We start from the raw sequence: 14,054 nt of genomic DNA on the forward strand, positions 1-14,054 counted from the left end.
GCTGAAAGGTGATGAGGCATGCCAAGCCACCCCGATTCCAACGGGGGGCAATGGACGGCGGGCACTCATGAGAAGAAACCCTGCAATTGTGCAGCAGATTTTTGATCGGACCGAAATTCAAGTGAAGTTCGATCGCGGGTGGCTACCAATGGCCTCCGACTGGCGCGGACGGCGCTGAACAAGCGGACCGCGCTGAACAAGGAGAGCAAGGAGTCGTGTGCACATTTCACCCGGCCCATTCCCGGATGCCGACAGCCGTCGTTCCGCACGCTTCCGCTGCCTCCTCATCGGAGCGAACGCGCTGGTCGTGAGCTGCGGGGAGCTGCTTCTGAGCCGTGGCCACGAGGTGGTGGGGCTGGTGTCCGAGGACGCCGGCATCCGCGACTGGGCCCGGCAACGGAAGCTGCCCTCCCATGACTTCGGCCCCGATCTGACCGACCGGCTGAGTACGGAACCATTCGACTATCTGTTCAGCATCGCCAATCTGCGGATTCTCCCGGCCCCGCTGCTCGAACTGCCGCGCGAGCTCCCGGTGAACTTCCATGACGGCCCGCTTCCGTTGCGCGCCGGGCTGTACGCCACCACCTGGGCGGTGGCGGAACGCGCGGAGTCCCACGGGGTCACCTGGCACGTCATGACGGAACGGGCCGACGAGGGCGACATCCTCGTCCAGCGGGCGGTCCCGGTGACCGACCAGGACACCAGCCACACTCTCAACGCCAAGTGTTTCGAGGCGGGTTACGACTCCTTCGTCGAGCTGCTCGACGGTCTGGAGAGCGGAGGTGTCCGGCAAACACCACAGGACCTGAGCGCCCGTGGCTACCACGGCCGCTTCGACCGTCCGCCGGGCGGCGGGTTCCTCGTCTGGGACCGGCCGTCCGCACTGCTGCACGCCGCCGTCCGCGCGGCCGATCTCGGGCCGCACCCCAACGAGTTCGGCACCGCGAAGATCGTCATCGGGGGCACCCCCGTCCTGGTGGGCGGTCTGACCCCGCTGCCCGGACCGCCCGAAGCACCACCCGGCTCCGTGCTGCGCGGTGGCGAGGACGGCCTCGTGGTGGCGACCGCGGACGGCGCCGTACGGCTCACCCGGCTCACCAGCCCCACCGGTGAGCCGCTCACCGCCCCCGCCCTGGCCGCGCGGGGCGCATGCCCGGGGCATCGGCTGCCCGGCCCCGGCCCGGGGCTGCTCGCCGCCGCCACCGTGGCCCAGACCGGCAGCCTGCGGGACGAGCGGTACTGGGTCCGGCGCCTCGCCGAGCTGACCCCCGCCGACCTCATCCGGACCGAGGCCGCCGAGCGGGGCAGCGGCGGCCATGTCACCGTGTCCGTCCCCGTGCCACCGGTGGCCACCCGTGCCGCCGCCACCACCGGGCTCCGGCGCGACCAGTGGCTGCTCGCCGCCCAACTCGCCTTTCTCGCCCGGCTCGGCACGGACGGCGAGACCGATGTGCACTGGCGGGCCGTCCACCCCGCCACCGGACGTCCGGCGGTCGACGCGCTGTACGCCTCCTTCGTACCGCTGCGGGTCCCGTGCGTGGACGGCGCGAGCATGGCCACCTTCGGTGCGCGGCTGGCCGAGCGCACCGCGGAAGCGGACCGCCACCGGACCCACCCCCATGACCTGTGGGTCCGGCACCCGCGGCTGCGCGCCCACCGCCCACCGGCCCCCGGACTGCCGATCGCCGTCGAGGTCTGCGACGACCTCGGTGCGGCCGCCGCCCCCGCCGACGGCACGTCCCTGCTCCTCCGCTTTCCGCGCGGCGGCGGCGGACCCTGCCAGTGGGTCGCCCGAGAGGACACCTGCGACGGCCGGACCCTGGCCCTGCTCGCCGAGTACGCCACCGCCTTCATGGCCGCGGCGGCCACGGCGGAGGGCAGCGGTGATCTGACCCGTATCCCGCTCGGCAGCCCGGCGCACCGCCGCGCCGCCGCCCGCTGGAACGACGCGGCGGCGGGCGGTCCCCCACCGGACGGCTGTGTGCACCAGCTGGTCGCGCGCCAGGCCCGGCTGCACCCGGACGCACCGGCGGTGTCCTGCGGTGAACGTGTCATCAGCTACGCGGAGCTGGACCGCGGATCGTCGGCGCTGGCCGGTCATCTGCGGACCCGGGGCATCGGCGCCGGATCCCTGGTCGGTGTGTTCCTGGACCGGTCCGCCGAGCTGCCGGTCGCGCTGCTGGGCATCATGAAATCGGGGGCGGCGTATGTGCCGCTGGACCCCATCTATCCGCCCGAGCGCATCGCGTACATGCTCTCCGACACCTCGCTCTCCCTGATCGTCACCGAATCACGGCTGGCCGGGCGGCTGCCCGCCGGCCACGGCGATGTGCTCGTCCTGGACCGGGACCGGCCGGTGATCGCCGCGGCGCCTCCGGAGCCCGGTGCCGACGTCCGCGGCGAACAGGACGTCTATGTGCTGTACACCTCGGGCTCCACCGGCCGCCCCAAGGGCGTACGGATCGGCCACCGCGCCCTGACCAACCTGGTCCGTTCCATGTGCCGCACCCCCGGGGTGACCGGGCGGGACACCCTCCTCGCGGTCACCACCGTGTGCTTCGACATCGCCGGGCTGGAGCTGTACTGCCCACTGGCCGCGGGTGGCCGGGTCGAGGTGGCCACGGCGGAAGCCGTCGCCGACGGCGCCCGGCTGCGCGAGGTGCTGCAACGCGTCCGGCCCACCGTCATGCAGGCCACCCCCGCCACCTGGCGGATGCTCCTGGACGCCGGATGGCCCGTCACGACCGACGCTCCCCTGCCACGCATCCTGTGCGGCGGCGAAGCCCTGACCACCGACCTCGCCGGACAACTGCTGTCCCACGGGGCCCAGTTGTGGAACATGTACGGGCCCACCGAGACCACTATCTGGTCCTCCGTCAAACGAATCCGCCCCCGGCAGCCGGTGACCCTGGGGCGGCCGATCGCCCACACCCGGTTCCATGTCGTCGACCGCTGGCTGCGCCCGGTGCCGCCCGGCGTCCCCGGCGAACTGCTCATCGGGGGAGCGGGCGTGGCACAGGGCTATCTGCACCGTCCCGACCTCACCGCCGCACGCTTCCTCCCGGACACCTACGGCCCCTCGGACGGCACCGTCTACCGTACCGGCGATCTGGTGCGGCTGCGGGCCGACGGCGAACTGGAGTACCTCGGCCGCCTGGACGACCAGGTCAAACTGCACGGCTACCGCATCGAACCGGGCGAGATCGAGGAAGCGCTGCGCGGGCACCCCGGTGTCACGGACGCGGTGGTGGTGGTCCGCGAGGACCGCCCCGGCGACCGGCGGCTGGTCGCGTACACCGTCCCCGGCCACCCCGGCGTACGCCCCGCCGAACTCCGCGGCCATCTCCGCGCCACGCTCCCCGACTACATGGTGCCCACCGCCTTCGTGGAGCTCGACGCCCTTCCGCTGACCGCCAACGGCAAGACCGACCGGCCGGCCCTGCCGCGCCCCGCACGCACCACCGGCGGTGGCACCGCACCCACCGGCTGTCTGGAGCGCGCCGTCGCCGCCGTCTGGTGCGAGGTGCTGGGGGCGGACGCGGTGGGCACCGACGACAACTTCTTCGAGGCGGGCGGCACCTCACTGCTGCTGATGCGGGCGATGGCCCGGATCAACGCCGACGTGGGCGCCTCGCTGACACGCGTGGACATGTTCATGTATCCCACCGTCCGGTCGCTGGCCCGGCACCTGGACGGTCAGCGGCCCGGCCGCACCGGACCCCGCCCCGATCCGGTCGCGCACCGGGGCGCCGGGCGTTCCCGCTCCGGCCTCGGCGCCCTGCGCGGACGGCGGCGGCAGCACCACCCGGCCGACGAGACCTCAACGGGCTGAAGCGGAAAGGAATCTCAATGATCGTGTCAAGCCGCCTGCGTGACCGGTGGGGCGGGGGTGAACGGCCTTTTGTCACGCAGCATCGCCCACAGCACGTCGACCCGGCGGCGGGCGAGTGCGAGCAGGGCCTGGGTATGCAGCAGGCCCTCGGATCGTTTCTTGAGGTAGTAGTCCCTGGACGGACCGGGCCGCATCATCGCGGTCTGCGCGGCCAGGTAGAAGATGTGTCGCAGGCGCCGGTTGTAGCGCTTGGGCCGGTGATAGTTGCCGCTGCGGCGGCCGGAGTCCCGCGCGACCGGGGCCAGGCCGGCGTGGGAGGCAAGTCGGCCGGCATCGCGGTAGCCCGACAGGTCCCCGACGATGGCGACGAACTCGGCGCCGAGGATGGGCCCCATGCCGGGCATGGACTCGATGACCTCGGCGCGGTCGTCGTCGCGGAAGGTTTCGCGGATCTCCCGGTCGTTGTCCTTGATCCGCTCGTCCAGCGTCAGCAGCTGGTGGGCGAGGTCGCAGACCAGCTTGGCAGCCCGTTTCTCGCCGGGCAGCACGGTCATCTGGGACTGGGCGGCCTCCACCGCCTTGGTGGCCACGGTGTCGGCGCTTCGGACCTTGCGGCGTTCCAGCCAGGTCGTCAGCCGCTTGACGCCGATCCGGCGGAGGGCTGCCGGGGTCTGGTACTCGGTCAGCATGACGATGGGCCCCTTGGCCGCGGAGTAGTCGAAGGCCCGTTCCAGCGCGGGACAGATCCCGACCAGCAGGTCGCGGAGCCGGTTGATCAGTCTCACCCGGTCGGCGATCAGGTCGGCCCGGTAGTTGGTGAGCACCTGGAGGGTGGTGACCAGCTCCGGGGGTGTGTTCAGCGGGGCGAAGTCCTTCGGGCGCATGCGGGCCTGGTCGGCGATGACACGGGCGTCCTTGGCGTCGGTCTTGCCCTCCCCACGGTAGGCGCCGGACATACGGTTGACCGTCCGGCCGGGCACGTAGACCACCTGCTGGCCGTGGGCAATCAGCAGGGCCAGCAGCAGGGTGGAGGCCCTGCCGGAGATATCCACCGCCCACCGCACTTCATCGGCCCGCTCACGGGCGGTGTCGATGAGGGCGAGAATCTGCGACTCGTCGTTGATCACCTTCGTCGAGAAAAGTGTCTCGCCGTCGGCGTCGACCGCCACCGCCCAGTGATGCCCCTTGCCGGCGTCGATGCCGACCCATATCCGCGTGTGAGACGTGCTCAAACTCGTTGCTCCGTTCCACCGTGACCAGCACCTTTCGTGGTCCGAGGAACACTCCGCCAACAGGTCCCTAACCAGCGATGACCGCAGTTCTCAATCAGTGGTCGGAGCGTCCCGGAGGACCGGGCGGCCATTCCTTTCGAGCCACGAACGGCAACCCACCATCAGCCACACCCGGTCCTCCCGGACCGCCAACATTCTTAGGGAACCACCCACCATGCGCGTGTGCCAGGTATGCGCCCTGAAGGAGGACCACCCCGGCGTCACCCTCGACGCCGACGGGGTGTGCAGTGTGTGCCGTCTCGATCGCGTCGGCGATCTGCTGGAGAACTTCAGCTACACCCAGCAGGTCCACGACGAGTTCACCCGCAGCGGGCCCAACCCCGACGGGCCCTACGACTGCCTCTTCATGTACAGCGGTGGCAAGGACAGCACCTACATGCTGGACAAGTTCGTCAACGAATACGGAAAGCGCGTCCTGGCCTACACCTTCGATGTGCCCTTCGAAAGCACCCACGCGGCCGACAACATCGTCCTGGCCCGGGAGAAGATCCCCGCCACCTTTGTGGTCGACTCCGACGACGACAACATCAAAACGGTGATGCGGGAGGTCTTCAACCGGCCCGTCGCCAAACCGGGAAAGTACCTCGACGAAAAGCTGCCGTGTGTCTCCTGCCGCACCTTCTTCGTCATCCGCGCGATCCTCTACGCCTTCCGGCACCGCATTCCCTACATCGCGCTGTGCGCCGATCCGCAGCAGATCCTCACCATGGAATCCGACACCCGGGAGGTGGTGCGCGGCTTCTACCGCACCTTCGGCGCGAAGCTGACCGACACGGTCTTCCAGGGCGAGGCCGAGCAGGTGCTCTTCGCCGAGGAGGAGCGGCTGCCCCGCATCGTCTTCCCGTTCGTCGCCATGCGCTACGCCTACGACCCCGACCGCATCGTGGCCGACCTGAAGGCCAAGGGCCTGTACGACTCCTCCCCGCTGGAAACCCACTGCACGCTCTTCCCGCTGCTGAACTACTACTCCTTCGCCCACTGGAACTGCATGTTCTACAAGCTCAACGCCGCCAGCCGGCGGCGCGCGGTGCACCGCAACAAGCACCAGGACCGCTCGACCTTCAGCATCACCTTCCCGCGCGCGGCCGATCTCCCCGCGATCGAGGAGCGGATGAAACACGTCGTCCTCGACATCGCGGAGGGCCGCGGCGAGCCGGAGAAACAGCAGCACGAACTCGTGGACCTGTTCCAGGAACTGGGCGCCACGGCGGACGCGGCACGGTTCGTCGCCGGAGGCTTCCTCGGCATGCGGACGCTCGCCGCCGACCTGGGCATCGCCCTCTAGGGCGGGGAGACGGAGGAATCATGGAACAGGCGACGGCGATCCGCGAAACCGACATCGCGATCATCGGAATGGCATGCCGCTTTCCCGGCGCCACCACCCCCGAGGGCTTCTGGAAGAACCTCCGGGAAGGCCGGGAGAGCGTGGTGTTCTACACCGAGCAGGAACTGCTGGCCGCCGGGGCGGACCCGGCCGAGCTGAGCCACCCCGGCTATGTGCGCGCCGGTCATCCGCTCCCCGGCCTGGAGCTGTTCGACGCCGGGCACTTCGGAGTCCCCGACGACGAGGCGGAGATCCTCGACCCGCAGCACCGCCACTTCCTGGAGTGCTCCCTGGCCGCCCTCGAGGACGCCGGATACGACCCCTCGCGCTGCCCCGACGACATCGGCCTGTTCGCCGGTGCGGGGATGAACACCTATCTGCTCACCCATCTCGCCGAACGCTACCGGCGCGAGACCTCGGTCGGGCGCTACCGCCTGATGCTCGCCAACGACAAGGACTTCCTCGCCACCCGGGTGTCCTACAAGCTGAATCTGCGGGGGCCGAGCCTCAGCGTCAACACCGCCTGCTCCACCGGGCTGGTCGCCGTCCACCAGGCGTACCTGAGCCTGCTCGCGGGCGAATGCCGGATCTCGCTCGCCGGAGCGGTCCATCTGCGGGTGCCCCAGGTGGAAGGCCATGTCCACCAGGAAGGCATGATCTTCTCCCCGGACGGCCACTGCCGCGCCTTCGACGCGGACGCGGGCGGCACCGTGATCTCCAGTGGTGTCGGTGTGGTGGTGCTCAAGCGGCTGGCCGACGCGGTGGCGGACGGCGACACCGTCCACGCCGTCATCAAGGGAACGGCGGTGAACAACGACGGCTCGGCCAAGGCCGGTTACACCGCCCCGAGCGTGACCGGGCAGGCCGAGGTCATCCGGGACGCCCAGAGTGTGGCCGACTGCGCACCGGAGACCATCGGCTATGTGGAGGCGCACGGCACCGGGACGCCCCTCGGCGACCCCATCGAAGTGGCCGCCCTGACCGAGGCCTTCGACGGCGTGGCGCCCGACCGTGTGCACCTCGGCTCGGTCAAGACCAACATCGGCCACCTGGACACCGCGGCGGGTATGGCCGGGCTCATCAAGACCGTCCTCATGCTCCGCCACCGCACCCTGGTACCCAGCCTGCACTTCCGCACCCCCAACCCCGATATCGATCTCACCGGCGGCCCGTTCCGGATCGCCACCACCACGGCCGAGTGGCCGGCCGGCAGCACGCCCCGGCGTGCCGGGGTCAGCTCGTTCGGCGTCGGCGGCACCAACGCCCATGTGGTGCTCGAGGAGCCGCCCGTGTTCCCCACGCCGCCCGCCGCCGCCACCCCCGAGCTGGTGGTCCTCTCGGCGCGCACCCCCGCCGCCCTCGCCCGGGTGACCGACGAGCTCTCCCGCCACCTGGGACGCCACAAGGAGCTGGACCTCGCCGCGGTCGCCCACACCCTGGCCGTGGGCCGCCGCCCCCATGCCCACCGGCGGGCCGTGGTGTGCGAGGACACCACCGACGCCGCCGTGACGCTCGCGATCGGCGACCCGTCGCGGGTGATGGACGGACCGGGTGACGGTGGCCCCGCCGCGCTCGCGTTCGTCTTCCCGGACCCGGCCGACACCCACGTCACGGACGGGGCCGCGCTCTACCACTCCCTGCGCCCCTTCCGCGAGGCGGCGGACGCCTGCGCCGCGGCACTCCCGGGCGGCGGCCCCGACGCGCTGGACCTGCTGACCGGCGGTGGCGGCGACCGGCTCGCGTCGTTCACGGCCGGCTACGCCCTGGCCCGCACCTGCCAGGCCGCGGGGGTGACACCTGCCGCGCTGTGCGGCTCCGGCACCGGACGGGTGGTCGCCGGATGCCTGGCGGGTGTGTTCGGGCTGACCGAAGCGCTCGCCCTCCTCTTCGGCGACGCCCCCGACACCCTGGCCGCCCCTGAACTGCCGCTCAGCCTGGGGGCGAGCGGCCGGTGGCTGCGGCCGGAGGAGAGCACCGACCCGGCCACCTGGACCACCCCCGACCCCGGTGGCGAATGCGCACCGGAGGCCCTGCTGAAGGAGCGGGAGCTGACCGCCCTCGACCTCGCGCCCGCGCCGGGAGTCGCGGCCCCGCTCCGGCGCACCCTGCTGCACGCCCTCGGCCGTGCCTGGACCCGGGGCGCGGAGGTCGAGTGGACCGTCCGGTACGGCACGGGCCACCGCCGCGTACCGCTGCCCACCTACCCGTACCAGCGCGGTCGGCACTGGGTGGAGCCGGAGCGGACGCCCGGCCGGGAGACCGCGGGAGACACCGTCGGCGCCGGTCTGCGGGACCACTTCACCCGGGGCGACCAGACCGCCCGCCAGGCCCTGGTGGAGGACTTCCTGCGCGAGCAGATCGCCACCATGCTGCCCGAGTCCGGCGACACCCTCCCGGAGGCCGACGCCGACCTCTTCGAACTGGGCTTGGACTCGCTGATGCTCATCGACGTCATCGCCCGGCTCGGCGACGCGCTGGGCAGCCCCGTCACCGCCATGTTCAGCAGTGAACACCCCACCATCAGCGCGCTCGCCGGTGAGGTGGCACGATGACGGCGGTGCCCCCGTCAGGCCGGTGACTCCCACCACCGCGGGTACGGCACCCCCTCATCGAAGGGAGGCGCCGCCGCGGTGACACCGGTTCACTGGGCGCTCGCGGCGGGGCGCACCACGATCTCGTTGACGTCCACCTCGGCCGGGCTGCCCACGGCGAAGGCGATGGCGTTCGCGACGGCCGGCGCGGGAAGGGCCACCGAACGGTAGGTCTTCATGTCCTCCCGGGCCCGCGGATCGGAGATGGAGTCCGCGAGCTCCGACTCGGTCACCCCCGGGGACACCACGGTCACCCGGATGTCGCCCGCCGACTCCTGACGCAGCCCCTCCGACAGCGCACGCACCGCGAACTTGGTGGCGCAGTACACCGCGGCGGTGGGCACCACCTCGTACGCGCCCACCGACGCAATGGTGACGATGTGTCCGCCGCCCCGCTCCCGCATCACCGGCAGGGCCGCCGCGATCCCGTGGAGCACACCCCGCACATTTACATCGATCATGCGGTCCCACTCCTCGACCTTCAGCTCCGCCAGCGGCGACAGCGGCATCACCCCGGCGTTGTTCACCATCACATCCACCCGCCCGAACCGCTCCCGCGCGGCGGCCACGAACTCCCGTACGTCCGCGGCGCCGTGACGTCCAGCCGCCGGAACGCCGCCCGGTCACCGCCGTTCGACACCTGGTCCACCAGCGCGGCCAGCCGGTCCGTGCGCCGCGCCCCCAGGAAGACCCGGTGGCCGTCGGCGGCCAGCCGTCGGGCCGTCGCCTCGCCGATGCCACTGCTGGCCCCCGTGATCAGAACGACCTTCTCGGTGTCCGTCATCCCTGTCCGTCCTCTCGATCGTGGAGCTGATCCGCCCGTCACCGAGTCTGAGGAGAAAGCCGCAGGTCAGCCAGGAGGAGCGGTGGCTGGGTGTGGCACACCCGGGCAGCGTCCCGCCCGGCTGCCTAGCCTGGTACGCATGCCCGACAACGCATTCGGCGAATTCCTGCGCGCACGCCGCGCGGGCCTGCGCCCAGAGGACGTCGGCATGGCGCACCACGGGGTCCGCAGGGTCCCCGGACTGCGCCGTGAGGAGGTGGCCGTTCTCGCCGGGGTCAACGCCGACTACTACACCCGGCTGGAACAGGGCCGCGAACGCCACCCCTCACCGCAGGTCCTCGACGCCCTCAGCCGCGCCCTGCACCTGGACACGGACGCCCGCGCCCATCTGTACCGGCTGACCGGCACCGCCCCCGACGACCGCCACCGCCTCGCCCCGGACACCGTCAGCGCGGGGCTGCGGCGGCTGATGGACGGCTACGCCCACACCCCCGCCTTCGTCGTCAACCGCACCTTGGACGTCCTCGCCGCCAACGCCCTCGCCGAGGCGCTGTTCTCGCCCTTCCGGCCCGCGGACAACCTCGTCCGGATGATCTTCCTCGACCCCGCGGCCCGTCACTTCTTCACCCGTTGGGACTGGACCGCCCAGGCCACCGTGGCCAATCTGCGCCAGGCGGAGGGCTATCCCGCCGACAGCCCCCGGCTGAACGCCCTCGTGGACACCCTCACCCGGCACAGCGCCGAATTCACCGCCCTGTGGAGCGCCCACGCAGTGCGCGGCAAGACCCAGGACGCCAAACACCTCCACCACCCCGAGGTCGGCCCGCTGGACCTCACCTACCAGTCCTTCGACGTCCGTGCCGCCCCCGGCCAGCAGCTGATCATCTACCACGCCGAACCCGGCAGTCCCAGCGCCCAGGCACTGGGACTGCTCGGCACCCTCGACGCCACCCGGCGGCAGCCGGCCGACTAGGGCCCGTCTTCAAAGGGGGCGTCCGGCCGCGAGCGGCGTCTGGTGCGGTACATCGCAAGGCGAAGGATCGCCCTCGTACTGGGCGTACTCGGGCGACTCCGACAACGCAGCGAGGTGCCGTGCCAGGCGTCGGGAGCAGGGCGGCCCCTTTGAAGACGGGTCCTAGTACCTCACCGCGGAGCGCAGCTGCCGGTGTAGACACGCGGTATCCGGTCGCCGACCCGGGTGACGATCTCGTACGCGATGGTGTCCGCGGCCCGCGCCCAGTCCTCCGCGCCGGGCTCACCACGGTCGCCCGGACCGAACAGCACCACCTCGTCGCCGACCGCCGCCGGGGCGTCACCGAGGTCCACGACGAACTGGTCCATGCACACCGTGCCCGCCACCGAGCGCCGTTCCCCGGCGGCCAGTACCGGACCGGTGCGCGAAGCGTGCCGTGGTACCCCGTCGGCGTACCCCAGGGGCACCACACCGAGGGTGGTCTGACGGGGTGTGCGGTAGCGGTGGCCGTAGGAGACCCCCTGTCCGGCAGGGACACGTTTGACGGAGACCAGCCGGGCGGAGAGGGTCATCGCGGGCCGCAGTCCCAGGGCGGTGGCGTCGGCGGACTCCGGCACCGGGCTCAGCCCGAACACCGCGATCCCGGGGCGCACCAGATCGAAGTGGGTGTGCGGAAGCCGCAGGGTGGCGGCCGAGTTGGCCAGGTGCAGCACCTCGGGGCGCAGCCCCGCCTTCCGCGCCATGTCCACCGCGGTACGGAAGTTCGCCACCTGTACGTCGGTCACCGGGTGGCCGGGGGTGTCGGCGTCGGCGAGATGGGACCAGATCCCCACGACCCGGATGTGCCCGGACGCCTCGGCGCGCGCGGCGGTCTCCAGCAGCGCGGGCCAGTCGGCGGCGGGGGAGCCGCCACGGCCCATTCCGGTGTCCGCCTTCAGATGCAGCAGACAGGGGCGGCCCGCCGCCCGCGCCGCGTCCTCCGCCGCCTGGACCGCCCAGACCGCCCCGGCCGACAGCTCGATGTCCGCGGCGACGGCGGCGGCCCAGTCGTCGCCGGGCGCCAGCAGCCAGGCCATGATGCGGATCCGGCTGGTGATGCCCGAGGCGCGCAGGGCCAGTGCCTCGTGGATCCGCGCGGCACCGAGCCAGGTGGCGCCACCGGCCAGCGCCGCACGGGCGCTGGGGACGATGCCGTGGCCGTAGCCGTCGGCCTTCACCACGGCCATCGTCTCCGCGGAACCGGCGGCCTCCCGCAGCCGCGCCACATTGGCGCGGATGGCCGCGAGGTCGATGCGCGCCTGTGCGAGAGGCGCGTCCTCGTGGGCCCCGTCCGCGCGGTTGCTGACCTCGTGGGGGCTGCCGATCGCCACACCGTCGTCCTTCCGTGGAGACTCCAGCGGGCCCGGGGCGGGCCGCGGGTGAAGCCATGGTCGCGCCGGGGACAACGCTCCGTCATCGTGCAAACGCCACTGTCGTGCGGTGCCGCGGAGTGCCGGGAGGACAACGGGACCGGGGGCGGGCGGCCGTCAGAGGGGGTGGGCGCCGTCAGACGGGGGCGGGGGCCGTGCCGTGCGGGCCGCCCCCGGAGGCCGCGGTGCCGTCGTTGCCGTAACGCCGGGCGGTCAGCTGGAGGAGCAGCGCCGAGCGCACCTCCGCGCTGTCCAGCCGCAGGTCCACCACCTCCCGCATCCGGCGCATCCGGTGACGGAGCGTGTTCGGATGGATGTGCAGCCGGGCCGCGGCCGCCTTCGCGTCGCCCATCTCCTCCAGCCAGATGTACAGCGTCGGCACATGGCTGGTGCGGTGTTCGCGGTCGTGGTCCAGCAGCTGTCGCAGCGGCCCGATGTCCGCGGTCCGGGCGGTGGTGGCGGACCGGGCGGTACGGCGGAGGACCACGGTGGCCCACACTTCGTCGTGGACGGCCGCGCCACCGGGGACCAGCCCCGCCGTGAGCAGCGCGAGGGTGTCATCGGCCTGCTCACGGGAGTCGGCGAGCCCGGGGACGGTGGTGGCGAGCCCGCCCACGGCGACCAGGGGCGCGGCCGCCTCCCCGGAGGTACCGGCGAGTTCGCCCAGCCAGTCGGCATGGGCCCCGGACGCGGAGTTCACCGCGTCGGCGTGCACGATGCCGTAGACCACATCGCCGATCACGGCCGCGGGGGAGCGCAGCCGGGTGTCGGGGAACCGGCTCAGCCGCTCCCGCACCGTCAGCCGCTGCCGCTCGGCCTCGTCGGCGTCCTCACCGGGCACCCCCACGGCGATCACCCGCCAGGGGCCGCTGGTCAGGCCGAGGAGACGCGCGGCGTCCGCGGCCCCCTCCTGCCCGTGCAGCACCTTCGCCACCATGTCCGCCAGCGCCAGCCGCTGCCGGTCGGCCTCCGCGCGCCGGCGCAGCAGATGCAGGGCGGCCGCGTCCGCGGCGTCGGCGAACGCCGCCGCCAGCTCGGGCTCGACCGGGCCGGGCACGATGGCCCAGATGGAGCCGAGAACATCGCCTCCCGCGTGCACCGGTACCACCAGCCGCGGCTTGGTGCCCTCGACGACCGCCGGGACATAGATGGGCGTGGTGTCCTGGGCGATCCTGCGGAAGACGCCGTGCCGCCGGAAGTGCGCGTTGACGTCCTCGGGCACATGACGGCCCATGATGGTGGCCACCCGCGCCTCGTCGCCGCGCTCCTGGCGGGTGGAGTACGCCAGCACACGCGAGCTGCGGTCCTCGATGGTCACCGGGGCGTCGATGATCCGGGCGATGGCATCCGCCACCCCGAACAGATCCCCGGCCTCCGCCACCCCCAGTCCCGCGGCGGCCGTGGCGAGCCCCTCGCCGTCGAGCGCCGCACGCAGCAGCGAGAGCACCTGGGCCCAGCCGGCCCCCTCAAAGACCCGCAACAGCGCCACGCCCGCCTCGTCCGCCGCCGCTGCCACCTCCTCGTCCACCGCCACCGGCGCCTTGAGCAGCACGGCGGCGGCCGACCGCCGGGCGCACAGCGCCAGCAGCCGCAGCGCCGCGTCGCGGTCGGTGAGGTTCACCCCGAGCACCACGTCGCCCGCCCGTGGCTCGAGCTCCTGGTCCGGTTCGGCGATCACCGCGTCGCCGACCGTGACGGACAGCCGCTCAGGGGCACACGTCCCCGACAGCACGGCTGGCCCCACGGCGTCGAGAAGCCGTTGCAGACTGATCATGGCCCATCACCTGCTCACCGATCGCCCACCATCCTGCCCCACCGCCCCGGTGGGGGAGGAGTGGCGTCCGGGATA

At 72.3% G+C, this 14,054-nt stretch carries 7 protein-coding genes and 1 pseudogene; 4 read left to right on the forward strand and 4 right to left on the reverse strand.

Going from position 1 to position 14,054, the window contains the following annotated elements; translation table 11 throughout:
* Positions 1-217: 217 nt before the first annotated feature.
* Positions 218-3,832, forward strand: a complete 3,615-nt coding sequence (locus HUT19_RS36395) for an amino acid adenylation domain-containing protein (protein WP_176184838.1) — start codon at positions 218-220, stop codon at positions 3,830-3,832.
* Between the two features lie 26 nt (positions 3,833-3,858).
* Here the strand turns inward: HUT19_RS36395 and HUT19_RS36400 are convergent, their stop codons facing one another.
* On the reverse strand, positions 3,859-5,064 hold the full coding sequence (locus tag HUT19_RS36400) for an IS110 family transposase (protein WP_176179363.1): 1,206 nt from the start codon (positions 5,062-5,064) through the stop codon (positions 3,859-3,861).
* 214 nt (positions 5,065-5,278) lie between these two features.
* Here HUT19_RS36400 and HUT19_RS36405 point away from each other — a divergent pair, with 214 nt between their 5' ends.
* Both HUT19_RS36405 and HUT19_RS36410 read left to right on the forward strand, forming a co-directional pair.
* Positions 5,279-6,409 (forward strand): OzmP, encoded by a 1,131-nt coding sequence (locus HUT19_RS36405; protein ID WP_176184840.1) that lies wholly within the window; start codon positions 5,279-5,281, stop codon positions 6,407-6,409.
* Positions 6,410-6,429: 20 nt separating this feature from the next.
* Positions 6,430-9,000 (forward strand): type I polyketide synthase, encoded by a 2,571-nt coding sequence (locus HUT19_RS36410; protein WP_176184842.1) that lies wholly within the window; start codon positions 6,430-6,432, stop codon positions 8,998-9,000.
* Positions 9,001-9,089: 89 nt separating this feature from the next.
* On the opposite strand, the pseudogene HUT19_RS36415 reads toward HUT19_RS36410, so the two are convergent.
* A pseudogene (locus tag HUT19_RS36415) lies at positions 9,090-9,823 on the reverse strand (SDR family oxidoreductase).
* Positions 9,824-9,962: 139 nt separating this feature from the next.
* On the opposite strand from HUT19_RS36415, the gene HUT19_RS36420 reads away from it, so the two are divergent.
* Positions 9,963-10,796 (forward strand): helix-turn-helix transcriptional regulator, encoded by an 834-nt coding sequence (locus HUT19_RS36420; RefSeq protein ID WP_176184844.1) that lies wholly within the window; start codon positions 9,963-9,965, stop codon positions 10,794-10,796.
* Between the two features lie 170 nt (positions 10,797-10,966).
* On the opposite strand, the gene alr is transcribed toward HUT19_RS36420, so the two are convergent.
* Both alr and HUT19_RS36430 read right to left on the reverse strand, forming a co-directional pair.
* Entirely contained in the window at positions 10,967-12,160 is a 1,194-nt protein-coding gene (gene alr, locus HUT19_RS36425) for an alanine racemase (RefSeq protein WP_176187723.1), read from the reverse strand.
* Positions 12,161-12,341: 181 nt separating this feature from the next.
* Positions 12,342-13,979: a CdaR family transcriptional regulator gene (locus HUT19_RS36430; protein WP_176184846.1), complete on the reverse strand. Its 1,638-nt coding sequence runs from the start codon at positions 13,977-13,979 to the stop codon at positions 12,342-12,344.
* Positions 13,980-14,054: the final 75 nt, after the last annotated feature.

This window comes from Streptomyces sp. NA02950 (assembly GCF_013364155.1).
Classification (GTDB): Bacteria; Actinomycetota; Actinomycetes; order Streptomycetales; family Streptomycetaceae; genus Streptomyces.